The organism is Bacillus sp. Je.9.29.b (assembly GCF_051129925.1).
Classification (GTDB): Bacteria; Bacillota; Bacilli; order Bacillales; family Bacillaceae; genus Bacillus; species Bacillus safensis.
In genome coordinates, this window is sequence record NZ_JBCPSO010000002.1 from 121,596 (window position 1) to 147,888 (window position 26,293).

Genomic DNA, 26,293 nt, shown 5'->3' on the forward strand with positions numbered 1-26,293 from the left:
GAAGCATTCGGCGCTTTTTTTGTACGGAAAATTAAATTTGTTGAAAGCAGGCAGGGTGCTTTGTGTTAAAATATGTAGGAATTTCTGAAAAAGGAGAATGTTAGTAGATGTCCATTGCGATCATTCATGGAATTGTGCTTGCCTTTGGTCTTATTTTACCTTTGGGCGCTCAAAATGTATTTGTATTTCAACAAGGAGCGCTGCAGCCTCGATTATATCGGGCTATGCCTGTTGTCATCACGGCTGCTCTTTGTGACACACTTTTAATTGCTTTAGCTGTCATAGGTGTTTCTGTTGTGGTGTTTACCATTCCAGTGCTGCAAATTGGTCTTTATATCATTGGTTTTTGTTTTTTAGTTTATATGGGATGGTCTGTATGGAACACAAGCTCATCATCAGGTGATCAAGAGAAGCAGAAATTAATGCCTGCAAGAAAACAAATTGTATTTGCCTGTTCAGTTTCTCTTTTAAATCCCCATGCGATTCTCGATACAATTGGTGTCATTGGTACAAATTCGCTGCAATATAGCGGGGCAGAAAAGCTGGCGTTTACACTTGCCTGTATCATCGTGTCCTGGTTATGGTTTATGGGGCTCGCCCTTTTAGGGAAGATGTTAGGAAAGTTAGATACAAACGGCAAATGGATGAACCGTATCAATAAGGCTTCGGCGGTCATGATCTGGCTGGTAGCGTTATACATTGCGTATCAATTGATTGTGTAAGATACATAGAGAATCGAACAAAGAAGCGTTTGGATGTAATGATCCTGCGCTTTTTTTGTCAAGTTGGAAGGTCGGCAGCCCAATCCTGCATGAGCGTAGTAGCGCTCATGCTTTTTTCATTGGGTCATTTTTTGAATATCGTTTGATTTAATAGACGGAGAGCTTGTACGATATCATCCATTTGTTCTATATCTGAGGAAGATAGGCTGTCTATTAGCACCCTTTCGATATGCTGGAAGGCTTCGTTCATACAGGCACGGCCTTTGTCAGAAAGCATAATGACATGCTTTCGTTTGTCATTACGGTCTTCTTCTCTAACAATGAATTGTTTTTCGTGCAGCTTTTTCAGTTCTCTGCTGACATTTGGAAGAGACATATGCTGGCAGTCTGCGATTTCACTAGGGGTAAGCGGTTCGCTGACCGCTAGCTGCTCTAAAATCAAATATTGTAAGGGTGTTAATTCTGGTGGTTTGACTTTGCTCATCAAGTCATGTTTTAACTCTGAAAAAGTAGAAGCAAATGCGACGAATTCCTTGAAGAAATGTGGATGTTGCATGATGATCACCTCCTCCGTAACATACCAAATTTATTATCGAAAAACAATTATCATTTGACAACTAGTTGGGTGGGGTGTATTATTTTGTTATCAAATGATAACTAAAGGAGAAAAATATGAATGTACTCATTATCTATACTCATCCTCATCACAATAGTTTAAATGGTGCTTTTTTAAAAGAAATTGTAAGAGGCAGTGAAGAAAATCCAATCGTTCAAGAAGTGAAAATCATCGATTTATATCAAGAAAAATTTGATCCTGTGCTTGTTTTTAATGAAGAGAAAAAAAGACGAGATATGCATAAGGACCCTGATATTCAGGTGTATCAGGATAAGATCAAGTGGGCAGACAAAATCGTGTTCGTTTATCCCATTTGGTGGGGGCGGCCGCCAGCTATGCTCCTTGGCTTTATTGACCGCATGTTTGCTGCGAATTTCGCCTATCGCCAAACAGGCGGTCTGCTACCAGAAGGATTATTAAAAGGGAAAAGCGCCGTTTGTGTATCAACAATGCAAGGACCAACCAACTACCCTTTGTTCTTTTTACAAAATGCGCACAAGATGTTAATCAAACGAGCTCTCTTACAATATGTCGGAATCAAACCTGTGAAGTTCTTTGAGTTTGGGATGATGGAAAGTCCAAAAGGGAAGCATGACATCAAATTAAAACGCACATACAACTATTTCAGAAACATCAGCTCTTAACATATTGGAGCAAGTCACTTTTCTTCTAATTTGATCCTTTTATGTTTTAAAATAACATTGAAGCGGGGTCACTCTTCCTCGTCATTTGAAAAGGGGGATATGGATGAAGAAAACATTGTTTAAAGATGCAGCTCTCTTAACACTGGATCCATCTTTAGGTTTTTTTGAAAAGGGAGATTTATTAATTGAAGGGAAACATATTTTAGAAGTTGGACCTTCAATTGAAGTAAGCGATGCAGACATCGTTGATGCAACTGATATGGTCATCATGCCAGGTCTTGTAGATACACATCGGCATGTGTGGCAGTCTGTCATCCGGGGCATAGGGACGGATTGGTCTTTGCAGACATATTTGAGCAAAATCTATTATGGCAACTATGGAGCGATGAGACGCCCATCCGACGATCGAATCGCCAATTATTTAGGGGCATTAGAGGCTTTAGATGCAGGCGTGACCACATTTTTAGACTGGACGATGATCAATTCAATGGATCATACAGAAGAGCTCATTGAAGGATTAAAAGATGCGGGTATTCGAGCTGTTTTTGCTTTTGGTTCCTCTGGAGATGCTGAATATTGGGATAGAGAGAGTACGCTCACTAATATGGAGGACGCAGCACGTGTGAAAAAAGCGCATTTTCAATCATCAGATCAGCTTTTAACAATGGGACTTGCGATTCGTGGTCCAGAGTTTTCTTCATGGGAGACGTCGGTATTTGAAATTGAAACAGCTCGGTCTCTAGATGCTCTATGCAGTATGCACATTGGCTTTGGGAATTGGGGAGCGGAGGATCGATCGATTGAGCGGCTTCACAAAGCAGGGTTACTTGGGCCGGATTTGAACATGGTGCATATTAATGCAATCGATGCGGATCAAATGAAGATGCTGGCAGACAGCGGAAGCTCCATATCCATTACCCCTGAAATTGAAATGATGATGGGTCACGGTTATCCTGTCACAGGACTTGCGATTGAACAAGGTGTTCTTCCAACGCTCGGTGTTGACGTAGTGACAGCGACAGGAGGAGATTTATTTGCCCAAATGAAATTCGGACTTCAGGCAGAGCGCGCGATCCAAAATCAATCGTTGTTAATGGATGGGATCATGCCGGGGCCTGAACTTGGGCTGTCTGCTTATCAAATGCTTGAAGCTGCGACGATCAATGGCGCTCGTGCATTACAGCTCGATCATAAAATTGGGTCACTTACACCTGGGAAAGAAGCTGATTTCATTTTGATCGATCGGACAAGCATGAATCTTCTTCCGATGACAGATCTGGCTGGAGCGGTTGTCCAAACGGCACATCCTTCAAATGTTGATTCTGTTTATGTGGCTGGAAAAGCAGTGAAACAGAACGGAAAGCTTGTCGGTGTGAACCTAGAAGAGGTCAAACGAAAAGCTTATGCAGCAAGAGACCATATTTTATCACACAAGTTTGAATCGACACCTTCGTAAATAAAATAACCCCATAGGCGATGCCTATGGGGAATTGTTTACAAGGATTCTTTGATGACCTTTTTATAATATTGGACAGACAGGAATCCGAAGACAGAATAGAGGGCAGTGTAAATCGACATGACGATAAGCATTGGAGTCCACAATTCTCCGCCGAACAAAAACCAGCCTGATTGTACAGCAAAGTAGCTGTGCAGCAATCCGATGATGAGCGGAATCCCAAAGTTAAACAGCTGTTTAAGCCGGATGCCTTTTAATAGATCCTTCTCAGTAAAACCAAGCTTACGCAAGATTGTGTAGGAGCTTTGTTCCTCTTCACTTTCATTCATTTGTTTAAAGTATAAAATACAGCCTGATGTGACAAGGAAGCTGAGACCTAAAAATCCGACCACAAACATCATTAGTCCTATTGTCTGCTTTTGCTGCTGAGCTGAAGCTAATTGAGACATGCTGTTGTCACTTAGTTTTAAAGATGTAAACACGCGATTTGCTTGTTCAAGATTTTTATCATCTTTTATATTGACTGCGTTATATTGGCTATTCTCAAGCTGCAGCTTTGGATCTTTCTGCTTGTCGAGCTGCTCAAAAACATGTTGACTCACGACGGCAACAGGCAGACCGCCAAAAGTGAAGTTGTAAGAAATGAGATAATCTTTCTTCATATCCATGACTTTCAAATCAATAGGCTTCTTGATGAGAAGCTTCACATCGCCTGAGCTTTGAATTGGCATGAATTTCTTTAAGAGATCGCTGTAGCCGCTTAAAATCACTTCGCTTTTCTCCACATGAATATTTGGTGCGTTTTTCTCACTGATCACAGGCAGTGTCAATACGCCTGGATCATTATTCATATTTTTCAACTCTGAATCCATGATTTTTTTCGCATCAAATTTCGCTTGAATCACTTTGACCTGCTTTTGATCATAAGCAATATGTTTGTTAGAGAGTGCACGAGTGAAGGTTGCTGCTTCTTTTTCTGAGCCCATGACGAAATGAGCTGGAATTTGCTGCTCAGCGGTTTTTTCTGCTGAGTAATAAGAAATGTAGCTAAGAGCCAGCAAACCGATGGCAAGTGCAGATACGGTTGTAATAATCGTTAAAAGCAGTGCATTTGATTTTAGCCGGAACATAATGGATGACAAAGATAACACTTCATGAATGGCGAGATAGCCATTTTTTCTTTTACGTACGATATTGGCAATGAAAGAAACAGAGCCTTTGTAAAAAAGAAAGGTACCGATGATGACAGAGGCTAGAATATAAATCATGGCTAAAAGTAACTCAAGCATCGACGTATACGAGCCGGTAAAAAGCTTAGAAGAAATATAATAGCCTGAGCTGATCAAGACAATACCGAAAACCCCAATGATGATTTCAAACACAGAGATCTTTTTCACACGCTGTTCTGTCGAAGATGTTGTTCTAAACAAAGATAAAATCGTCTGTTTTTTAATAAAACGCCTATTTCTCAGCATAATCAATCCATAGATAATGAAAAAGACAATAAGTGTTTGCAGAAGGGCCATGCCTGAAAAATGCAGATTGGCGATGGCATTAACACCAGTCACTTTAAATAACACCATCAGCATCAGCTTTGAACCGATAAAGCCGGCAATGATGCCGATAACCATGGCTGTCACGTATAGGATAAAGTTTTCTGCATTGAGCAGTCTGGCAATTTTTTGTTTCGTCATACCAATGAGCTGTAAGAGACCTATTTCTTTTCCTCTGCGCTTAATAAAAATGCTATTCGCATATAGCAGGAAAATACCGACGATCGCAATGAGCAGAACCGAAGCGGCTTTAATTGAAGCGCCTCCTTTAATGGAGCCTTTTACACCATCAAGTGCTGGTGAGTACTGCAAGGTGACAAAGGAAAAATAGAGCGCGACACTAAACACGAGAGCAAACACATATAAATAGTAATTCTTCAAATTTTTCTTCAAGTTACGGAAGATGAGCTGATTAATGTTCATGCTTCACACCGCCTAAGACACCTTGCGTTTTCATAATATCCTCGAAAAACATTTTTCTTTCTAAAGCGCCTTTATTCAACTGAGTATAAATCTGACCATCCTTGATAAAAATGACGCGGCTTGAATAGCTGGCTGCGACAGGATCATGTGTCACCATCACAATGGTCGCTTTTCGTTTGCGATTGAAATCTTGCAGCTTGTTGAGCAGGTCAGATGCCGATTTGGAATCAAGTGCCCCAGTAGGTTCATCAGCGAAAATAAGACTTGGTTCATGAATGAAGGCACGAACCGCCGATGTCCGCTGCTTTTGTCCGCCAGAGAGCTCATTCGGGTATTTGTCTCTTAGTTCATAAATCCCCATATCTTCTGCGAGCTGCTGAAAACGTTCAAAAGCTTCTTTTTTTGGTGTTTTGGAGATGGATAAAGGCAAAAGAATATTTTCTTTGACCGTGAGTGTATCAAGTAAATTATAATCTTGAAAAACAAAGCCAAGCTGCTTTTTTCTAAATTCCGCAAGCTGCTGATCCTTCATTTGCGTCATCTCAGCATCTGCAATACGAATGGATCCGCTGGACACATGATCGATAGACGACAATACGTTTAGAAGGGTTGTTTTCCCCGAGCCTGATGGCCCCATGATACTGACAAATTCCCCGGCTTCAATGGTCAAATCAATCCCGCTCAGTACCTCTTGTTTGTTGAATTTATTTCCGTAGCTTTTATAAATTTTACGAGCTTCTAAAATGTTCATTTGCTGAACCCCTTTTTCTTTTAATTGATAACTCTAGTATAAAAAGAAGCCTGCCAGACGTCCTTCGATTTGGCGAACAAAACAGACGAGCATGTGACATTGTTGTCACATGCTTGTTTTTTAAACAAATTGTATGTAAACCAGTTTCTTATCAGTGGGAGTTTTCTTTCCCCATTTATTTTATCTGTTTTTCACTCTTATGTATCAATCTTCTCTGATTTTTCATGTCATGATGGTGTTTTGAAGCTTTACATGGTCATTTTATTCATGTATGATATACATATTAAATATATGCATAGTAAATCTATGCATAGGAGGTAACGAAGAATGAAAGTGAGTAAAGAGCTTCTAAAGGGAAGTACAGCTACCCTTATATTAAGCTTATTAAATGAAAGACCGATGTATGGATATGAAATGATTAAAGAATTGGAGGCGAAGTCGGAGGGAATTTTCAGTTTTAAAGAAGGGACAATCTATCCTATTTTGCACAATTTGGAGGCGAAAGAATTCATTATCTCTTACTGGGGCGAAGGGAGTGGCAACCGGAAAAGAAAGTATTACAAAATCAATGAGCAAGGGAAAGCATTGATACAGGAAAAGAAAGAAGAATGGAACGTATTCAAACATGCAGTCGATGGCGTTTTGAACGGAGAGAAAATCGCATGGGATTAGATAAAAAGTTCGAGAACTATGTCAAAAGTGTATGTAAACGAATTAAGAATAAAGATGTTCATTCGAGTGTAAAGCTTGAACTGATGGATCATCTATACACACTAAAAGAGGAAGCGATGAATGCTGGGAAGTCTGAAGAAGAGGCGGTAGATCAAGCGTTGGACCAAATTGGTGATGCGGAAATTCTCGGAACGCAGCTTCATGAAACACATAAAACCCAAATTGATTTTAAAATGATTCTTCTTGTGTTAGCCACTTGTTCTTGCGGGCTGCTTGTGATGTACTTTTTGCAGTTTCATTCAGATTTTACAAATTTTCAAAACATGAACATTTTTTATAAAAGCCTTGCCTTTTATCTAGTTGGTTTAGTGCTTATGTTTGGTTTGTTTTCATTCGATTATCGGCGCTTATTGAAATACTCTTGGCATTTATACATTGGGACACTCGGAACGCTTATTTTTTCAATGATGTTCGGGTCAAGAGTGAACGGTATTCTTTTTTTAAGAATAAGTGATGTATCTATAAATTTGACTGAGATTATGCCTTTTCTTCTAGCTATTTCTTTAGCAGGTATCTTTCACAATTGGAGTTGGGAGAATGCGTACAGAGCTTGGCTTGGAGTAGGGATGATGGCTTTACCGATTATTTTAATCAGTACGATTGGTTTTCTTCCTGCGACCGTTATCTGTCTGGTCATGTGCTTAACCGTGATGTATGTGTCTAGCGCAAGTCTATGGCAAATCATTATGCTGTCAGCAGTAGGCATTTTATATCTAATGGTTGAATTATTTTCTCTTTTTCAAGCAGATGGGCACCTTTTCTTTTATAGAATTCATGAATTCAGCTCTAACGGGCTTCAGATCACACCTTATGCCATGTCTGAAGTACACACGGATTGGATGTTTACATATATCATTTATTCATTTGGCTGGTCGGCAGGGCTCATTGCGCTCCTGTTGTTTGTCATCTTTATTCACAGAGTATTTCATACAGCAAAACGAGTGAAAATGGCTTATGGCAAAATGGTCATGACAGGTTTAGCCGCTGTGTTTGCAGCAAAATGTCTCTCAAGCATTTTCACAAACTTTGGCTTTCTGCCTTTACCTGGAGTGTCTATGCCTTTTATGAGCTATGGAGGTTCACATATTCTTCTAGAAATGATGGCTGTTGGGCTGATCTTAAGTATTTATAGACGGAGACAGATGGGAGATGTTTTTCGCCAAGAAGCAGGGAGTATTTCCTAAGTAGCCACCTCAATCTCTTCGCGCAAGTTTTGACGGCCGCGAAGAGATTGTGATTGCTTTTCACATGCTCGCAATATGAATAAAATCATTCTTTTTCGGAAAGATGAAGGTGAAGGTTGTACCTTGATCTATCGTGGAGTTGACCTCGATCGTCATATGAAGAGCGTCTGCTCCTTTTTTCGTTAAATAGAGCCCCATTCCTGTTGAGGCGGTGTCATTGTGATGTCTAGTTGAGGTAAAGCCTTTTTCAAAAATACGAGAGATGTCTCTTGGATCAATTCCTCTGCCTTGATCTGTGATCGTCAGCATGACTTGTTCATTTATTTGCTTGCTTTCAATGACAATATCGGAAGAATGGCTGTATTTGACAGCATTTGTGAGTACCTGTCTGATCATAAAGGATAACCATTTTATATCACTTAATACGGTGCGTTCCTCCAGCGTCAGCTCAAAGCCGATTCCTTTTTGCATACACCAGGATTGGAGCGCTTTGATTTCTTTCGCTATGATGCTTTGCAGGTCTAGCTTTTCAATGAATAAATCATTTTCGATATGACGTACTCTGCTTTGGTGCAGCTGGGCATCAAGTAATAAATGTATTCTGAGCCACTCATACGTCATATTTGATTTCAGCGGCTGATCTGTTAAGCGGTCAATCATTAAGCGCATCGCTGTAAGCGGTGTTTTGACCTCATGTATCCAAGTGAGCAATTCATCTTTTTCTTCTTCGAGAGCAATTTTCTGCTCTGCTGCCATCTGCCGGTAGCGTGCGATTTGCTCTGACGTTGCATCATGGATGAGCTGCTCAAATGGGGAAGAGGGGGTTAGCCGTATTTGATGTTCAATGTCATCATCCCATTCTTTGAGCCCCTCATAATAAGCCGTTTCTTTTCGGTATCGGAAAAAGAGAAAGACAATCATGAGAAACGTAGATAATAGCACAATATAAAAAAGAGAAGCGATTGGAATGGTCGTATCCAAATAAGCAACAAACAGAATGAGGAGCTGCAAACTAAGAAAGAAAAGAATCCAGCTTCTTCGTTCTTTTAAAAATGCTTGCAGCATCATTGATCATCCTTTTCCTTTGCAAGATAGCCTTGACCCACTTTTGTCTCAATGAAGGCGCCAAGGGAGATCTCGTCTAGTTTTTTTCTGAGGCGGTTGACGTTTACAGTCAGTGTGTTGTCACTGACAAAACGTTCATCCTCCCACAATGCTTGAATGAGTGATTCACGGCTGACGATATGATTTTTATGCTGAATCAATTCCTTGAGAATAAATAACTCATTTTTTGTTAATTCAACCTCACCATGATCATTTGTTACGGTATTTTTTTCTAGGTCAATCGCAGCGCCGCACCATACCTTTAGGCTGGCCGGTTCTGCATTATAATCATGCACGCGGCGAAGAACAGCACTTATTTTGGCAATGAGCACGTCAAAATGGAAGGGCTTTTGCACAAAATCATCGGCACCGAGCTGCATTGACATGACCATATCAGCTGGATGGTCTCTTGAGGAGAGGAAGATGATTGGAACATTTGAATGATGCCGAATCATCCGGCACCAGTGAAAGCCATCGTATTTTGGCAGCTGTATATCTATAATGACGAGATCAGGCTGGACAGACGTGAATTCCTGCAGCACCTGATGGAAATCTTGAATCCCATAGACATCATAGGACCAGTTAACTAGACGTTCTTTGATTTCCTGGAAGAGGGTTGTATCATCTTCAATTAGTAAAATCTTAAACAAAATCAGCACCACACTTTTTGTATTCGCTTGTTGTCATTGTAGCGGAAAAAAGGACCTGCCGCTAGAACCAGACAAGAAAAAAGCAAGGGAAGAGGTCCCTTGCTTCAGCTTATTTACCTAAAAAGTGCTTTTTAAAGAATGATAGTTGGAATTCAAGTGTAAGTGGGTCATTAAAATAGAATTCCTCTGCATTGGCTTCATACACACGATGTTTTTTGACAGCTGGGATGGACTTGTAAATTTCACTGTTTTGATAGGAATTGTCCATTTCGCTGTTTTTACTAATGATCATATAGTCTCCAGCAAATTCAGGAATGACCTCCTGTGAAACCGCGTAGTAGCCGGCTTTTAATGCTTTTTCTTTCACTTTCTCAGGCATTTTCAGTTTCATTGCTTGATAGAGAATTTCTGTTCCGCGGCCCCATGCATCTCCAAAAACGTAAAGATCTTTTGTGCCACTTTCAAAGACAGAAACTGTTGCATCTTTACCGATTTTTGCTTTGATTTCTTTTCCAGCTTCAGCTGCGCGTTTTTTGAAATCTTTTACCCAAGCTTTTGCTTCTTTTTCTTTGTTTAAAACTTTTCCAATTTCAATGTGCTGCTGAAGGTAATCAACTTTGTTATACGTAAACAAAACGGTTGGTGCGATTTTTTTGAGTTTTTCTACATTTTTAGTATTGCTTAAGCCAATGATGACATCAGGCTTTAGCTTCATGATTTTCTCTACATTTGTATCCGATACTTCTTCCACATTTTTCAATTCCTTTTGGAAACGCGGATTCTTTTTGGACCAAGAGTCAACGCCGACAAGGTTCACACCAAGTGACATGACATTCCCTGTGTAAGAGCCGAGCACAACAACACGTTTTGGATGCGCTGGCAGCTTCACAGGTCCATTTTCAGATTGATATGTAATTTTGTCTGATGATGCTGATTGATTTCCTTTATTTGAGGAAGAGCTGCTGCTATTGCCACATGCGCTCAATGCAAGTACAAAGATGAGCATCAGAGGGAACAATATTTTCTTCATGAATGTAGACTCCTTTGAAATCGGCACATAAGCCGGATATTGGTTGTATTAGTGATAATGATAATTATTATCACTTGGATATCATATCATAGGAATGTAGGCTGTTGTCAATGACATTTTGATAGCTGGTAATAAAAAATAAAGGGGGGATTTTCAATAAAAAAAGATCAAGGCAGCATGTGTCCTGATCTTTTTTCTTATTTAAACCAGCCTTTTTCTTTTGAGCGTGTAATGGCCTCGATGCGGTTTTTCACTTCCAGCTTATCTAAAATAATGGAAATGTAGTTCCGGACAGTGCCGCTTTTAATGCTGAGTTCTTTTGCAATTTCTTTTGTGTTTTTACCGTCTGCGACGAGTTCAAGGACCGATTTCTCTCGCTCTGTTAAAGGATTTTCATCACTATATAAGTCTTCCATCAATTCAGGGGCATACACCTTTTTCCCTTTCATCACACTGCGAATCGCACTTGCCAGCTCCTCGCTTGGACTGTCTTTCAGCATGTAGCCGCTGACGCCCGCTTTTAGCGCCCTTTGGAAATAACCGGAGCGGGCAAAGGTCGTTAAAATAATGATTTTCACATCTGATCCTTTGAGCTCTTCCGCTGCATCAAGTCCGGATTTTCCCGGCATTTCAATATCCATTAAGCAAATATCAACAGGGTGTGTTTTGGCAAAATCAATGGCATCTTGGCCATTCGTCCCTTTTCCAACAACCGTCATATCGTCTTCTAAATCGAGAAGTGAACCGAGTGCACCAAGCAGCATTTGCTGATCTTCTGCGATAAAGATGTTGATCATTTCATCCCCTCCTTTTCTTTTGCTGCTGAATCATTTGGAATGCTCATAATGAGCTTTGTCCCGTCTTTTGTTTCAATACGCAGGCGTCCATTTGCAAATTCCAATCTTTCTCTTATTCCTAAAAGGCCGTGACCCTTCATTTGAGAGGGCGGATTGTCACCTTTAAATGTTCCGTCATCTTCAACGGTGATGATGGCTTCCTTTGACTTTTGGTGAATGGTGATTTTGCAAACCGTTGCATCACTATGTTTGACGACATTTGTCACCGCCTCTTTGATGCACATGCTCACAATGTTTTCGTTCAGAAGTGAGATGTGTTTCGGTGCTTCCTTTTCATCATAGATCAATTCAATTCCAGCTGCATCGAGAATTTGCTCGATGTTCGACATTTCCTCTTTGATTCGGATGCCCTTCATGGAGGAAACAATCTTCCGCACTTCATTGAGAGACGTTCTGGCGGTCTGCTGGACGCTTTTGAGTTCGGCACGAGCCTGTTCAGGGTCTTTATATACGAGTTTACGGGCAAGATCACTTTTTAACCCGATCAAAGAAAGCTTTTGTCCAAGGGTGTCATGCAGGTCGCGTGCAATGCGCTGCCTTTCTTCAAGCTTCACAAGATCAGCAATCCGCTCATTGGCATATTCTAATTTCTCCTCAAGCCGTTCACGTTCCTTCCTGCTCCGAATGCTGAGAGGAAGAAGAATGGCACTAATCAGGGTGATCACGACAAGAGGAATTTGTGTGAGAAACCAGCCCTTTTTTAAGATCAAACTAAAGTTCACCGCTATAGCAGCGCTCCCTAGATGAATATAGTATAAGATATAAAAAGGTACTTTTCTTTTAATATGCCCATTGAAATAGGCGATGCAAAAAGCGAAATAAATATAGCTGTAGAGCATCACATAACCAGTTGAAATACCGATCAATAAAAGACCGAAGACATATAAAGACCAGCCTTTTGCGACAAAGGCAAAACGATACACAGCGAAAAAGACGACGTTCAAAATAATGCCGATCACAATACCTAAAGTCGAAGGTGTCTTAAAGATAAAATAGAAGGGCAGGATGAAAAAAATGGCCCATATATAGGGAGAAATCCCATGCAACTTTTGAATTTTAAACTGTTTTTTCATCCGTGTGCCACCTTTTCCGTTTTCGTTCTTTTTCCTTACTTTATCAAATTCAACTTATGGTTGCATCCTGTAAATGACAACAAGCTCCTTCTAGTGTAAGAAAGAGCTTGCACCAATTATGCATTTTTCTTTAGAATGTCTCCTTTAATGACAGGTGCGGGCATCTTCTTAGATTGCCGTGCTTCTTTAAAGGTAACGAATGCTTTCGTTTCTTCATCCCAAAGTCTAAATTTCATTGATTCAATACTTGTTTTTAAAGTGATGGTTGGAACATTTTGAAGCGGCTCACTATGATCATGTGCATGCTCCAAGTGATAATTCGGTACCCTCGGACTTAAATGATGGACATGGTGATAACCGATATTGCCTGTTAACCACTGAAGAAGCTTTGGCAATTTGTAAAAAGAACTGCCTTCTACCGCTGCCTGCACATAATTCCAATGTTCATCTGCTTCAAAGTAAGAATCCTCAAACGTATGCTGAACATAAAACAGCCATACACCAATTGATCCTGAGATCAGGAAGATTGGACCTTGGACGAGCAGGAACTCCTGCCAGCCAAAAAGAAGACACGTTGCAGCTGCTAGCGCAATGATGCTCACGTTTGTGAAATACGTGTTCCAGCGCTCTTTTTTACGAGCATTTTTGACGTTGAAACGGTTTTTTAAGAGAAAGACAAAGATCGGACCTAAAATAAACATCACAAAAGGGTTACGATAAAATCTGTAGCGAAATTTCGTCCATGCTGATGCTTCTTGATATTCTTTGACTGTCAGGAGCCAAATGTCGCCAGTACCTCGTTTGTCTAAATTACTACTTGTGGCATGGTGAATTGAATGATCTCTTTGCCATTGAAGATAAGGGAAAAGGGTGAGTACGCCCGTTAAAAAACCGAACAGGTGATTCAGCGGCTTCTGTTTGAAAAAGGATTGATGGCAGCAGTCGTGAAAAATAATAAAGACACGTACTAAAAAACCAGCTGCAATAACCGCAAAGAAGAGGGTTAAAAGGTAGGAGATGTTCAGGCTATAATAGGCAAGAAACCAAAGCCCCAAAAATGGAATGAATGTATTAAAGAGTTGAATGATACTTTTTTTCGAATTAGCACCAGAGAATTGGCCAACTTGTTTTCTTAAAGTGGCTTGCTGCTGTGTGTTTGTTGAAGTCGTCATGAACGTTCAAGTCCTTTCCGTTTCTTTCTACTTCAAAGTATAGAAGGAAAGGTGTCATGCTCATAGTAGCACCCATCATGTATTCAATATGACATTTGTCATGTTTGTCACCAAAAAGGCTGATGGGATACGGTTTTTGAGCTTATTTCATCATAAATAAAAAAAAGTAAAGGCGCTGGGCCTTCACTTTTTATGAACGAGCTTCATGTACTTTTAACTGCTTGCCTTTAATGGTAGTGTGGCGCATGGCATTCAGCACAAGAGGGCCTTTGCCGTTTAAAATATCGACATATGTTTTTGTATCTTGAATTGTAATAATCCCAATGTCATCAAAGGCAACGCCTTCTATTTTGGCAATGGTCCCAACGAAATCAACAGCCCTCAGCTTCTTTTTCTTCCCACCGTTAAAATAAAGCTTCATAATATCCTTCTCAACGCCTGCCTGTTTATTTTCCTTTTGAACAGGCGTTTCAATCTTTTCTTCAAAGCTTTCTACATGCTTTTCTGCTTCTTCTTTCGTTGGATAAGGCTGAGTTTGAAAGTCTATGCCGGCATCCTGCTTTAATTCATCAATGAGCGGCTTTGCATTCTTTGTCATAAACGCAATCGTTTTCCCGCTTTTCCCCGCTCTACCTGTTCTGCCAGTCCGGTGAATATAGCGCTCTTTTTCATAAGGAAGATCATAATGAATGACATGTGTCATATCACTGACATCAATTCCCCGGGCTGCTATATCTGTTGCGATCAGATAACGGAATTCACCTTTTTTAAATTCATCCATCACATCAAAGCGGTCTTCCTGTCTCATGCCGCCATGAATTTTGTCACAGGGCACATCCCATTCGTCCAGCTTCATCGTGAGTTCATTCACCCGGTCTTGTGTATTACAGAAAATAATGCAGCTATCTGGATTTTCAATGACGATCGTACGCTGTAAAAGGGAGAATTTCGATTCTTCTTCCGTTTCAATCACGGTGTGGGTGATTTGCTGTACAGACGTTTCTTCACGTGCAATCTCAATGACTTTTGGTGATTGTAAAAACTGTTCGCTCAATTTCTTCATGTCATCAGACATTGTCGCTGAAAACAGCATCGACATGCGCTTTGGCGGCAGATACTGAATAATAGAAGAGACTTGATCGATAAATCCCATGTTCAGCATCTCATCCGCTTCATCTAACACGAAAAATTTGAGATTTTCTAAAGAAAGGGTGCCTTTCTCAAGGTGATCCAAAATGCGGCCTGGTGTCCCGCACACAATATGGTTTTTCTGTGAAAGCTCTACTTTTTGCGCTTGAAAAGGGGCTTTTCCATAAATGGCTGCGGCTTTGATTCGTTTGAATCGCCCAAGGCTTGTGAGGTCTTGTTTGACCTGCATGGCGAGCTCCCGTGTTGGAACGAGGATGAGGGCTTGAGGTTTATTTTCAGCCCAATCAACCATTTCACAAATCGGCAGACCATAGGCTGCAGTCTTGCCGCTGCCAGTCTGAGATTTGACGATTAAATCCTGCTTTGAAAAAGCAACGGATAATGTCTCGTGCTGAACGGGTGTAGGTGTATGGAAGTGAAGCGCTTCTAACGCTTGTTTCAATTCATCACTTAATGGATATTGATCAAAATGTTGTAATGTCATCGTGTTCTCCTTTTCGTACATTCATACTTGTGACATCATACCATAACCATAAGGGTGAATGAAAAGCCATAAAAAAAAGCCCCATAAAGGAGCTTTCAGCACGCGGACAAATTCTCAAAGGAATCTGCGTTTTACTTTTTCCCAGTAAGAGTTGTCTTTTAATTTCACCGTTTTAATGACTTTTCCTGAAAGGCCAATGTCAATTTGTTTGACGTGTTTTGTGCCGAGCGCTTCGTTATCAAGCCCGATAATTGGATGATCGTTTCCATCCTGCACTACCTTCAGCGTCAGCTTGCGGTCACTGCTCAAGATGAAAGGAGCGCCTAATGTACGGTACGAGTTATTATTCAGCGATGCAAGCTCTGTGACTTGCATACAAGGAAGCATCGGATCAACCACGGCGCCGCTCACGGATTTATTGTAGGCCGTTGAGCCAGTCGGAGTGGAAATAATCATGCCGTCGCCTCTAAAAGTTTCAAAGTGGAAATCATCTATATACACATCGATCACAAATGTTTTAATAATACTGGAACGGATTGACAGTTCATTTAAGCAATGGAACTGGTTTGTGCTGTCAACGCTTACATCGATGATCGGATATTTTCTCACTTCAAGCTGTTCAGTATTCATGGCATCAATCATTTTATCAAAATGTTCTAACGAGAAATCGCAGTATAGGTGCGTATTCTCTGATTTTGATACCCCTACATACAAGCAGTCATCCCGGAATTTTGTTTTACGTACTGCTTGAAGAAATGTGCCATCCCCGCCAATTGAAGCAATAATGTGGGCATCCTCTGCACGCTTGACGACGTGAAAACCCTGATCGGTAGCGAGCTTCTCGAGAGAAGAAATGTGTCCATCCAATTCATGATCTTTTTTGTAAAAGAAAAATACATTGCGACGATTGTCTGTCATTGACGTTCTCCCCTTTGCTGTCAAAAATAATTTTCAATGATAAAGGGCTTACATGAAAACCCTTGCTCACATTTTACACTTTTTTCATATGAAAGTAAAAACTTTAGAAAGAACCATCTGATGATCGGATTGCTTTATGAGAAATGAGTCGATGTGAGTGATTTGAAATGGCTGAATCCTGAGCATAATTGAATAGCCGTTTTCTCATGAAAGAATGGTTTAGGTGTTTCGTTGCGGTGAAGATCTAGCCTATTAGGTGCAGGGAGAGGATAAAAAAGCCAATTTTTCGTCATGCGCATGTCTAAGTAGACGACGTAAAGTTGATCGTTATTTAAGAGAGGTGCTATCATATGCCTACATGAAATGTAAAAAAACCACAATTCCTGTGAAACATTTCGTGTGGGCATTCGTATGAATGAAGTGAGATAAAAAGGAGGAGAAAAGATGAATGCGAAAAGATGGGTAGCACTAATTATTGCACTTGGTGTTTTCGGATTTTCAATTGTGATTAGTGTCACGATGGCCTTGTTCGATAGCTTCAATGACAATAAAATGAGCTATCAATTCGGGGATGAAATAGAAGAGAAGGTACTAGAGAATGGCAGCGGTGCAGGCAAGATTGCTGTACTTGAGATTAATGGAACCATTCAAGATAATGGCGGCGCATCGAGCCTATTAGGCGGAGAAGGTTATGATCATCGTGCATTCCTCAAGGAACTAGATAAAGCGAAAGAGGATGCTTCTGTAAAAGGTGTACTTCTGCGCGTAAACTCTCCTGGCGGCGGTGTCTATGAAAGTGCTGAAATACATAAAAAATTAGAAGAAGTGAAAAAAGCGAAGAAGCCGATTTACGTATCTATGGGTTCAATGGCAGCTTCAGGCGGCTACTACGTGTCAACTCCAGCGAAGAAAATCTTTGCTTCACCTGAAACATTAACAGGATCGTTAGGTGTCATCATGCAAAGCTTGAATTATTCAAAGCTGGCAGATAATTTGGGTATTAAATATGAAACGATTAAGAGCGGGAAATTCAAAGATATCATGTCTCCTAACCGTGATATGACAAAAGATGAGCGCAACATCATGCAAAGCATGGTCGATAACTCTTATGAAGGATTTGTCAAAGTGATCTCTGAAGGACGCGGCATGTCAAAACAGGAAGTCAAGAAAATTGCGGACGGCCGAGTATATGACGGGACACAAGCAAAATCGAACGGATTAGTCGATGAGCTTGGGTATTATGAAGATGCATTAAAAGCAATGAAGAAAAATGAAAAAGGCTTAAAAGGAGCAACAGTGGTCAGCTATTCTCAAAGCTTTGGCTGGAACTCTCTTTTCAACATGAGTGCAAGCAAGCTCTTTAAAAGCGAAATTGATTTTCTGAATTTAAAAGAAACACTGGCTGGCTCAAATGGGTCTAAACCGATGTATCTCTATTCAAAATAAAGGAGGGATCATAGATGGATTCTACATTCGATGAAGTAAGCGAAAGCCGCAGCCAAGAGGAAGAATCGAAGCCGGCCTTTGTGAAGCGCGCTTCAATTGAAGCGCAGGCGTTTGCAGGTTTTTGGATTAGATTTTGGGCATTTATTCTTGATTGGCTCGTCGTCTGGGGTGTAAACCATTTGACGGTTTCTCCAATCTTTAGTCTGTTTGGCTGGTCCAAAGGAGGGGGATGGTTTTCTCCGTTTTCCGTCACAACGACGATTGTATTCCTCCTTTATTTCGCCATCATGACGAAAATCTTTCAACAAACACTTGGCAAGATGGTATTTGGGATTAAAGTGGTCTCACTTCAGCCTGAGAAGAAGCTGGCATGGGATGTTATTTTCTTTAGAGAGATTGTGGGACGCTACATTAATACGATCTTTATTCTCTACGCTATCGTTGGGTTCTCACCGAAAAAGCAAGGGGTTCATGATTACTTTGCCGATACGGTGGTCGTTCATGAACATTTATATGAAAAAACAGAATCAAACGTATAATCAGAGGAGTTTGGCCGGGTACCGGTCAAACTCTTTTTTATTGATTGGGTATAAAATCTAGAATGAGAGCCATAATCGTAGGGGAAGCATCATTTGTTATGGAGGAAGTGAGCACAGTGCTTTACGTTTGGATCGCAGCGTTTTTGTTTCTTGTGATCTTGTTGATTTTCATGAAAGTAACCATTTCGCTGGACTATTCGCATACAAACGACAATGACCACATTGCACTGAAGGTCATCACCTTATATGGATTGGTCAGACTCAAAAAAGAGATTCCGATGGTGAGGGTCAATCCAGAAGACCAAACGATTGATATTCGTGAAAAGAAAATGAAGAGCGCTAAAAATCCTGATCACGAAAAAGAATCGATGCATAAAAAAGTAGGAAAACGTGATATGAAGCAGATCCTTCATCAAATGGAGCGCATCACAAAAGAGATTGTCGATTTAAACCGGATCATGCGCAAGTTCTTCATCCACGTAAAGATTGTCTCGTTTCACTGGTCGACATGGATCGGCTTTCAAGACGCCGCTTTAACAGGTGTAGCAGCCGGCGGTGTGTGGTCAGTTAAAGGAGCACTGCTTGCCTTTATGCAGGAGCATCTCACCTTTAAGCATAAACCGTTATATGAAGTCATCCCGGCCTTTCAGCACAATGTGTCACAGACTCAGTTTACATGTATAGCTTATTTTCGTATTGGACATGCTATGCTTGCAGCCATTCGTTTACTTGTCCATTGGTTAAAAGGGAGAAAGGCGAGAAAAAGCGCCTCTCTTCAAGCAACGAAGAATGAATCATCTGTTTAAGGAGGAACCCGAAAATGGCAGATCATCCAATCCAAGGTCTCATGAAGACAGCGATGGAAAACTTAAAAGAAATGATAGATGTGAATACAATCATCGGCGATCCAGTCGAAACCCCTGACGGCAGTGTCATTCTCACTGTGTCAAAGGTTGGTTTTGGATTTGCAGCCGGCGGCAGTGAATTTAACGGGAACCAAAAGAAAGAAAAGCGTTCTGATGAACAGGAACGAAAAGAGCCGAGACTCCCATTTGGCGGCGGAAGCGGCGGCGGGGTGTCGATTACACCAATCGCCTTCTTAATTGTAGGAACAAACGGAGTTCGAATGCTTCATTTGGATGAACACACACATCTGCTCGATAAAATATTGGATTCTGCTCCTCAAGCAATTGAACGTCTTCAGCACATGTTTAAGAAGGATGAGCGGGAGCACCGTCACAAAGAACGAAAACTAGATGACATAGACCTTTAAAAAGTTAGCTGCGCTGCAGTTAACTTTTTTTGCAAAATGGACGATTAGGCTTTGCAGTTTTTTGCTTTCTCTACTATGATAGAACCATACATTTGAAAAGGGAGGAATTGTTTTGGCATCGATCACATTTAAAGGAAGTCCTGTCACGCTTGTAGGAAATGAAGTAAAGGTAGGCGAGCAGGCTCCTGATTTTACGGTATTAACGAACTCACTTGGAGAAGTTTCACTTTCTGATTTAGCAGGAAAAGTGACGATCATCTCAGTGATTCCTTCTATTGATACAGGTGTGTGTGACGCACAAACAAGACGTTTCAATGAAGAGGCATCGGATTTAGGTCCGGTCAATATTTATACGATTAGTGCAGACCTTCCATTTGCACAAGCACGCTGGTGCGGAGCAAACGGAATTGAAAATGTCGAAACATTATCTGATCACAGAGATATGTCATTTGGTGAAGCATTCGGAGTGTATATGAAAGAATTGCGTTTATTGGCGCGCGCAGTCTTCGTATTAGACCCTAACGGAAAAGTGGTTTACACTGAATACGTAAGTGAAGCAACGAATCACCCAAATTATGAAAAAGCCATTGAAGCTGCAAAATCACTGTTATAAAAGCAGCATCGACAAGAGCTCCGGCTTCATCCTGGGGCTCTTTTCAATGAGAACATATAGCTTTTAACAAAGCGAGGAGAGAAAAGCATTGCAGAAAGATCAAGTAAGTACTATTTTTGAACTGCTCGATACAGCTTCTATTCGATTAAAAAAGGAACAGAGCATTTCCTATATTGAAGCATTGGCAGAAGCAGGAGAAGCCTTTTTCCAAGCAAATGATCGAAACGGTTTATTAAAGGATTTAATAGAGAAAGCAGATTTTGCTTCTTATGATCATGAGCAGATTCGTAAAGCGTTTCAGCTCGCCGTATTGAAAGGTCAAAAGGATATTTCTCATCCAAATCGCCAGATGACACCGGATACGATTGGACTGTTTGTCAGTTATTTGGTGAACAAATTTTTAGACGGTCAAAAAGAGCTTGTAGTCTTTGATCCAGCAGCGGGAACAGGAAACTTACTTCTTGCTGTTTTAAATAATCTCACTGCAGAAACAAAACGCGGCTTTGCGTCTGAAATTGATGATGTGCTCATTAAAATTGCTTGGGCCCAGGCGAATTTAGAGGAGAAAGAAGTTGAGCTTTTCCACCAGGACAGTCTTGAGCCGCTTCTGATCTCACCAGCAGATGTCACTGTATGCAGTCTCCCAGTCGGCTATTATCCAAATGATGAGCGTGCAGAAGACTTTGAATTAAAGGCAAAAGAAGGACATGCCTTTGCCCATTATTTATTCATTGAACAAAGCCTTCGCTACACAAAAGAAGGCGGCTTCTTATTCTTCATCATTCCAAACGATTTGTTTGAAGGAAAAGAGAGCGTACAATTAAAGGATTTCATCAAAGATCATGCGTATATGAATGCGTTAATTCAGCTGCCAGTGTCCATGTTTAAGGATAAAAAACACGCCAAAAGCTTATTTGTGATGCAAAAGAAAAAAGAAGGGCTGGAAGCACCAAAACGAATGCTGTTTGCCAATCTTCCATCTTTCTCACAGAAGGAAGCAATGGTCGGTGTGATGAGAAAATTAGACCAGTGGTTTATAGAAGAAAAAGAAACGAAAGAATAGCCAGAGTGATTTCTGGCTATTTTACTATTCAGAAAATAACGACTTATTGATGTAAGCGATAACAGTTTGAAGGTGCACTTGAAATGCAAAGTTTTCAATGTTTAAATGAAAAAGTCAGATATTTTTCGGACTTATCGTTAAACTATAAAAGACCCGTCAAACAGGTTGAATATAGCACCGGAAAAAACGTGAAACCTTATATAACAACTGAGTAAAAGGAGCGACAGTAATGTCCAAAATTATTGCAATCAACGCAGGAAGCTCATCTCTTAAATTCCAATTGTTCGACATGCCAGAAGAAACCGTTTTAACAAAAGGGCTTGTTGAAAGAATCGGAATGGACAACAGTATCTTCACGATCTCTGTAGATGGAGAAAAGAAAACAGAAGTGACAGATATTCCAGATCACGCAGTAGCGGTCAAAATGCTGCTTGAAAAACTAACTGAATTTCACATCATCAAAGACTTTAATGAAATTGATGGCGTAGGTCACCGCGTTGTTCACGGCGGAGAGAAATTCAGCGATTCTGTTCTTTTAACTGATGAAGTGATCAATGACATTGATCAGCTTTCAGAGCTTGCACCACTTCACAACCCTGCAAACGTTGTAGGAATCAAAGCTTTCAAACAAATTCTGCCTGACGTACCAGCGGTTGCTGTGTTCGATACAGCATTCCACCAAACTATGCCAGAGCAGTCTTACCTATACAGCCTTCCGTACGACTACTACAAAAACTTTGGTATTCGTAAATACGGATTCCACGGGACAAGCCACAAGTTCGTAACAGAGCGTGCAGCAGAGCTATTAGGCCGTCCACTAGAAGAGCTTCGTCTGATTTCTTGCCACCTTGGAAATGGTGCGAGTATCGCAGCAGTTGAAGGCGGAAAATCAATCGATACATCTATGGGCTTTACACCACTTGCTGGTGTTGCAATGGGGACACGTTCAGGTAACATTGACCCTGCCCTTATTCCATTCATTATGGAAAAAACAGGACATACTGCTGAAGAAGTGCTTTCTACTTTGAATAAGAAGAGTGGTCTTTTAGGTGTGTCTGGTCTGTCAAGTGATCTTCGTGATATCGAAGAAGCAACAGAAGAAGGAAACGACCGTGCAGAAGTTGCTCTTGATATTTTTGCGAGCCGTATTCATAAATATATCGGTTCTTATGCAGCAAGAATGAATGGCGTAGATGCGATCATCTTCACAGCTGGAATCGGTGAAAACAGTTCAGAAGTAAGAGCACGTGTACTTCGTGGTCTAGAATTCATGGGCGTTTACTGGGATCCTTCCCTAAACAACATGAGAGGCGAAGAAGCATTCATCAGCTACCCGCACTCTCCTGTAAAAGTGATCGTCATCCCTACAAACGAAGAAGTCATGATTGCAAGAGACGTTATGCGTTTAGCGTAATCAAGTTTGAGAAGCTCTTTTCCAATAAGGAAAAGAGCTTTTTTCTGTTAAAAGCAGCATGCTATAATGTTGTCCAATATGAAGCAAAAGGGAGCGGTGCGAAAGATGAGCGTGACAGAACATAAACATGAGGCGAAAGAAAGGCTTTATGTGAAAGTCATTACGGTCAGTGATACAAGAACGAAAGAAACAGACAAAAGCGGCCGTCTGATGATCGATTTGCTCAAAGAACAAGGACATCTTGTTCTTGCATACGATATCGTAAAAGATAATATTGGAGCCATTCAAGACGCTGTGCTGGAAGGAACAAGCGAAGCGAAAATAGATGCGGTCTTGTTAAATGGCGGGACAGGAATTGCCGCAAGGGATGTGACCATTGAAGCCATCACCCCTCTTTTTTCCAAGGAACTGCCTGGTTTTGGTGAAATCTTCCGCATGCTCAGTTATACAGAAGACATAGGTTCAGCCGCTATTTTGTCCCGGGCAACGGCAGGAGTCGTCAATCAAAAAGCTGTCTTTGCCACGCCGGGATCTACCGGAGCCGTTCGTTTAGCCATGACCAAACTTGTGATTCCAGAGGTTCCTCATGTCTTACGAGAGCTTGAAAAGGATCAAAAATAGCCCAAAATGACTCTGCCAAGAAAATTTGGCAGAGTTTTTTTCATAAAGGGGTTGAAAAAACAATTTTTCCTTGTTACAGTGTATACATACTAAATGCATGTTTATAAATTAAAACTTATTTTTATGCAAAAAAACATTCACAGAATCAAAACAAGCGAGAGGAGCTTTTCAATCATGTCACAAAATAAAAAAGTCGTATTAGCATATTCCGGAGGTCTTGATACCTCTGTTGCAGTTAAATGGTTACAAGAGCAAGGATACGAAGTCGTTGCTTGCTGCCTAGACGTAGGTGAAGGAAAAGATTTAGCATTCGTTCAACAAAAAGCACTTCAAGTCGGAGCTGTTCAATCATACATGATTGACGCAAAAGAAGAATTTGCTGAAGAGTTTGCACTCACTGCATTACAAGCACACACAATGTATGAAGGAAAATATCCACTAGTATCTGCACTATCCCGTCCGCTTATTGCAAAAAAATTAGTGGAAGTGGCAGAAAAAGAAAATGCAGTAGCAGTTGCTCATGGATGTACTGGAAAAGGGAACGACCAAGTTCGTTTTGAAGTATCCATTAAAGCATTGAATCCAGACCTAGAAGTTCTTGCACCAGTGCGTGAATGGAAATGGTCTCGTGATGAAGAAATCGATTATGCACAAAAACACGGTATTCCAATTCCGATTAACTTAGACAGCCCATATTCAATCGACCAAAACCTTTGGGGCAGAAGTAACGAATGTGGCATTTTAGAAGATCCTTGGGCTGCGCCGCCAGAGGGTGCATATGATCTGACAAATCCACTTGAAAAAACGCCTGACACACCTGAAATCATTGAAATCACGTTTGAAAAAGGAAAACCGACAGCCATTGATGGTATCCAGTATTCATTATCTGATCTCATCCTTCATTTAAATGAAGTCGCTGGACAGCATGGTGTTGGCAGAATCGATCACGTTGAAAACCGTCTTGTCGGCATCAAATCTCGTGAAGTGTACGAATGCCCAGGTGCTGTCACACTTCTAAAAGCGCATAAAGAGCTTGAAGACTTAACGCTTGTCAAAGAAGTCGCACACTTTAAACCAATCGTTGAACAAAAAATGGCTGAATTAATATACAACGGCTTATGGTTCTCACCGCTGAAAGAAGCACTAGATGCATTCTTACAAGAAACACAACAGAACGTAACGGGTGTTGTACGTGTGAAACTATTTAAAGGTCATGCCATTGTAGAAGGACGTAAATCACCATATTCACTTTATGATGAAAATCTAGCAACTTATACAAAAGCAGATGAATTCGATCATGATGCAGCTGTAGGATTTATTAATCTTTGGGGCTTACCGACAAAAGTAAACAGCATCGTGAATAAAAAGGAGCAGGTTAAAGCATGAAAAAGCTTTGGGGAGGCCGATTTCAAAAAACACCAGAAAAATGGGTCGATGAGTTTGGCGCATCCATTCATTTCGACAAACAATTAGTCAAAGAAGATCTGACCGGCTCCCTTGCTCATGCAAGTATGCTGAATAAATGCGGTATCCTCGGCGATGAGGAGGCCGCTGCCATCAAAGATGGACTAAATACGCTCATGAAAAAGGCAGAGGCGAATGAACTGGAATTCTCAGTCGATTATGAGGACATTCATTTAAACCTTGAAAAAATGCTCATTGATGAGATTGGTCCGCTTGGCGGCAAATTGCACACAGCGAGAAGCCGGAATGATCAAGTTGCAACCGATATGCATTTATATTTGAATAACCAAGTCGAGCATATTATTGAACTGATCTCTTCCTTTCAAACGGTGCTTGTAGAAAAGGCAGAACAGCACGTTGAAACGATTTTTCCAGGATATACGCACCTGCAGCGTGCACAGCCTATTTCCTTTGCCCATCATATGCTCGCCTATTTCTGGATGTTTGAGCGTGACAAAGCGCGTTTCCAAGATTCATTAAAGCGAATTAACGTGTCTCCACTTGGATGCGGTGCGTTAGCAGGAACGACATTCCCGATTGATCGTGAATATACAGCAGAGCAGCTTGGCTTTGACCACATTTACGAAAATAGCCTCGATGGTGTGAGTGACCGGGACTTCATTTTAGAGTTTTTATCTAATAGCAGTCTTGTGATGATGCACCTCTCACGTTTTTGTGAGGAAATCATTTTATGGTGTTCGCAAGAATTCAAATTCATTGAACTCGATGACACGTATGCAACAGGCAGCAGCATGATGCCGCAGAAGAAAAACCCAGATATGGCTGAATTAATTCGCGGGAAAACAGGCCGCGTGTATGGCAATCTGATGGGGCTTCTCACGATTATGAAAGGCTTGCCGCTTACGTATAACAAAGACCTGCAAGAAGATAAGGAAGGCATGTTTGATACAGTGAAAACCATCGCTGGCAGCCTGCAAATTTTCACAGGTATGATTCAAACGATGACAGTGAACGAAGATGTCATGAAAAAGGCAACAAAAGAAGATTTCTCAAATGCGACAGAAGTGGCAGACTACCTTGCGAAAAAAGGCATGCCATTCCGTGAAGCACACGAAATCGTTGGCAAGCTTGTGTATACATGTATTCAAAAAGGCATCTATCTAAGTGATCTATCTTTTGAATCATTCACAGAAGCAAGCGAGCTTTTTGAACAAGACATTTACACTGTTCTTGATCCATATGTTGCTGTTGAAAAAAGAACAAGTGCAGGCGGAACTGGATTCAAACAAATTCAGCTCGCTTTAGAAAAAGCAAAAGCATGCCTGGCGTAACTTATGAAAACCATTCGTTTATACGGATGGTTTTTTTGTCATGGAAAAAG

General features: G+C 40.8%; 26 protein-coding genes. 15 read left to right on the forward strand and 11 right to left on the reverse strand.

The features are described from left to right. The first annotated feature begins 107 nt into the window (after nt 1-107). Nucleotides 108-722 carry a LysE/ArgO family amino acid transporter gene (locus tag AAZR19_RS03890; RefSeq protein WP_034624225.1) on the forward strand — a complete coding sequence of 205 codons (615 nt, stop codon included), beginning with the start codon at nt 108-110 and terminating at the stop codon, nt 720-722. A gap of 124 nt (nt 723-846) precedes the next feature. Here the strand turns inward: AAZR19_RS03890 and AAZR19_RS03895 are convergent, their stop codons facing one another. Beyond that, a complete protein-coding gene (locus AAZR19_RS03895) occupies nt 847-1,278 on the reverse strand; it encodes a MarR family winged helix-turn-helix transcriptional regulator (RefSeq protein WP_041107256.1) in 432 nt (143 codons plus the stop codon). A 116-nt stretch (nt 1,279-1,394) separates the two neighbouring features. Between AAZR19_RS03895 and AAZR19_RS03900 the strand changes: the two genes are divergently transcribed. Together AAZR19_RS03900 and AAZR19_RS03905 are read left to right on the forward strand one after the other, a co-directional pair. Then, nucleotides 1,395-1,982 carry an NAD(P)H-dependent oxidoreductase gene (locus AAZR19_RS03900; protein WP_041107254.1) on the forward strand — a complete coding sequence of 196 codons (588 nt, stop codon included), beginning with the start codon at nt 1,395-1,397 and terminating at the stop codon, nt 1,980-1,982. A gap of 103 nt (nt 1,983-2,085) precedes the next feature. After that, entirely contained in the window at nt 2,086-3,438 is a 1,353-nt protein-coding gene (locus AAZR19_RS03905; RefSeq protein WP_041107252.1) for an amidohydrolase family protein, read from the forward strand. A 38-nt stretch (nt 3,439-3,476) separates the two neighbouring features. On the opposite strand, the gene AAZR19_RS03910 is transcribed toward AAZR19_RS03905, so the two are convergent. Together AAZR19_RS03910 and AAZR19_RS03915 are read right to left on the reverse strand one after the other, a co-directional pair. Then, the gene (locus AAZR19_RS03910; protein ID WP_041107250.1) at nt 3,477-5,414 is read right to left on the reverse strand and encodes an ABC transporter permease; all 1,938 of its coding nucleotides are present in this window, start codon (nt 5,412-5,414) and stop codon (nt 3,477-3,479) included. Further along, nucleotides 5,404-6,165: an ABC transporter ATP-binding protein gene (locus AAZR19_RS03915; protein ID WP_024426158.1), complete on the reverse strand. Its 762-nt coding sequence runs from the start codon at nt 6,163-6,165 to the stop codon at nt 5,404-5,406. Before AAZR19_RS03915 ends, AAZR19_RS03910 begins: the two co-directional genes overlap by 11 nt. 327 nt (nt 6,166-6,492) lie before the next feature. Between AAZR19_RS03915 and AAZR19_RS03920 the strand changes: the two genes are divergently transcribed. Next, nucleotides 6,493-6,837 (forward strand): PadR family transcriptional regulator, encoded by a 345-nt coding sequence (locus AAZR19_RS03920; RefSeq protein WP_041107248.1) that lies wholly within the window; start codon nt 6,493-6,495, stop codon nt 6,835-6,837. Continuing rightward, entirely contained in the window at nt 6,828-8,081 is a 1,254-nt protein-coding gene (locus AAZR19_RS03925; RefSeq protein ID WP_041107246.1) for an FtsW/RodA/SpoVE family cell cycle protein, read from the forward strand. The genes AAZR19_RS03920 and AAZR19_RS03925 overlap by 10 nt, the downstream gene beginning before the upstream one ends. 60 nt (nt 8,082-8,141) lie before the next feature. Here the strand turns inward: AAZR19_RS03925 and AAZR19_RS03930 are convergent, their stop codons facing one another. The 8 genes from AAZR19_RS03930 to AAZR19_RS03965 all read right to left on the reverse strand — a co-directional run bounded on the left by AAZR19_RS03930 (nt 8,142) and on the right by AAZR19_RS03965 (nt 16,518). Then, the gene (locus tag AAZR19_RS03930) at nt 8,142-9,146 is read right to left on the reverse strand and encodes a sensor histidine kinase (protein ID WP_434702370.1); all 1,005 of its coding nucleotides are present in this window, start codon (nt 9,144-9,146) and stop codon (nt 8,142-8,144) included. After that, nucleotides 9,146-9,835, reverse strand: a complete 690-nt coding sequence (locus AAZR19_RS03935; protein WP_025092270.1) for a response regulator transcription factor — start codon at nt 9,833-9,835, stop codon at nt 9,146-9,148. Before AAZR19_RS03935 ends, AAZR19_RS03930 begins: the two co-directional genes overlap by 1 nt. Before the next feature lie 109 nt (nt 9,836-9,944). Next, complete coding sequence (locus AAZR19_RS03940; protein WP_041107242.1) at nt 9,945-10,865, reverse strand: iron-hydroxamate ABC transporter substrate-binding protein; 921 nt, start codon at nt 10,863-10,865, stop codon at nt 9,945-9,947. Nucleotides 10,866-11,062: 197 nt separating this feature from the next. Further along, nucleotides 11,063-11,662, reverse strand: coding sequence for a response regulator transcription factor (locus AAZR19_RS03945; protein WP_024424818.1), 600 nt, complete (start codon nt 11,660-11,662; stop codon nt 11,063-11,065). Continuing rightward, complete coding sequence (locus AAZR19_RS03950) at nt 11,659-12,795, reverse strand: sensor histidine kinase (RefSeq protein WP_075622032.1); 1,137 nt, start codon at nt 12,793-12,795, stop codon at nt 11,659-11,661. The genes AAZR19_RS03945 and AAZR19_RS03950 overlap by 4 nt, the downstream gene beginning before the upstream one ends. 116 nt (nt 12,796-12,911) lie before the next feature. Next, nucleotides 12,912-13,967 carry a fatty acid desaturase gene (locus tag AAZR19_RS03955; protein ID WP_041107238.1) on the reverse strand — a complete coding sequence of 352 codons (1,056 nt, stop codon included), beginning with the start codon at nt 13,965-13,967 and terminating at the stop codon, nt 12,912-12,914. A gap of 190 nt (nt 13,968-14,157) precedes the next feature. Beyond that, on the reverse strand, nt 14,158-15,600 hold the full coding sequence (locus AAZR19_RS03960) for a DEAD/DEAH box helicase (protein WP_041107236.1): 1,443 nt from the start codon (nt 15,598-15,600) through the stop codon (nt 14,158-14,160). A 114-nt stretch (nt 15,601-15,714) separates the two neighbouring features. Continuing rightward, complete coding sequence (locus tag AAZR19_RS03965; protein WP_034279604.1) at nt 15,715-16,518, reverse strand: NAD kinase; 804 nt, start codon at nt 16,516-16,518, stop codon at nt 15,715-15,717. A gap of 444 nt (nt 16,519-16,962) precedes the next feature. Between AAZR19_RS03965 and sppA the strand changes: the two genes are divergently transcribed. The 10 genes from sppA (at nt 16,963) to argH (ending at nt 26,243) form a co-directional block, all read left to right on the forward strand. Further along, nucleotides 16,963-17,964 (forward strand): signal peptide peptidase SppA, encoded by a 1,002-nt coding sequence (gene sppA / locus AAZR19_RS03970; protein ID WP_024424813.1) that lies wholly within the window; start codon nt 16,963-16,965, stop codon nt 17,962-17,964. A gap of 14 nt (nt 17,965-17,978) precedes the next feature. Continuing rightward, entirely contained in the window at nt 17,979-18,503 is a 525-nt protein-coding gene (locus AAZR19_RS03975; RefSeq protein ID WP_024424812.1) for an RDD family protein, read from the forward strand. Between the two features lie 98 nt (nt 18,504-18,601). Further along, on the forward strand, nt 18,602-19,309 hold the full coding sequence (locus AAZR19_RS03980) for a DUF2953 domain-containing protein (protein ID WP_076840298.1): 708 nt from the start codon (nt 18,602-18,604) through the stop codon (nt 19,307-19,309). 14 nt (nt 19,310-19,323) lie between these two features. Then, nucleotides 19,324-19,776 carry a GerW family sporulation protein gene (ytfJ, locus tag AAZR19_RS03985; RefSeq protein WP_007501733.1) on the forward strand — a complete coding sequence of 151 codons (453 nt, stop codon included), beginning with the start codon at nt 19,324-19,326 and terminating at the stop codon, nt 19,774-19,776. Between the two features lie 112 nt (nt 19,777-19,888). After that, complete coding sequence (gene tpx / locus AAZR19_RS03990) at nt 19,889-20,389, forward strand: thiol peroxidase (protein WP_041107231.1); 501 nt, start codon at nt 19,889-19,891, stop codon at nt 20,387-20,389. Between the two features lie 88 nt (nt 20,390-20,477). Further along, entirely contained in the window at nt 20,478-21,452 is a 975-nt protein-coding gene (locus AAZR19_RS03995) for a class I SAM-dependent methyltransferase (RefSeq protein ID WP_041107229.1), read from the forward strand. Between the two features lie 229 nt (nt 21,453-21,681). Next, nucleotides 21,682-22,866 (forward strand): acetate kinase, encoded by a 1,185-nt coding sequence (locus AAZR19_RS04000; RefSeq protein ID WP_024424808.1) that lies wholly within the window; start codon nt 21,682-21,684, stop codon nt 22,864-22,866. Nucleotides 22,867-22,971: 105 nt separating this feature from the next. Continuing rightward, entirely contained in the window at nt 22,972-23,487 is a 516-nt protein-coding gene (locus AAZR19_RS04005; protein ID WP_218677098.1) for a MogA/MoaB family molybdenum cofactor biosynthesis protein, read from the forward strand. A gap of 174 nt (nt 23,488-23,661) precedes the next feature. After that, a complete protein-coding gene (locus tag AAZR19_RS04010) occupies nt 23,662-24,873 on the forward strand; it encodes an argininosuccinate synthase (RefSeq protein ID WP_024424806.1) in 1,212 nt (403 codons plus the stop codon). Next, complete coding sequence (argH, locus tag AAZR19_RS04015) at nt 24,870-26,243, forward strand: argininosuccinate lyase (RefSeq protein ID WP_218677099.1); 1,374 nt, start codon at nt 24,870-24,872, stop codon at nt 26,241-26,243. Before AAZR19_RS04010 ends, argH begins: the two co-directional genes overlap by 4 nt. The last annotated feature ends 50 nt before the right edge of the window (nt 26,244-26,293 follow it).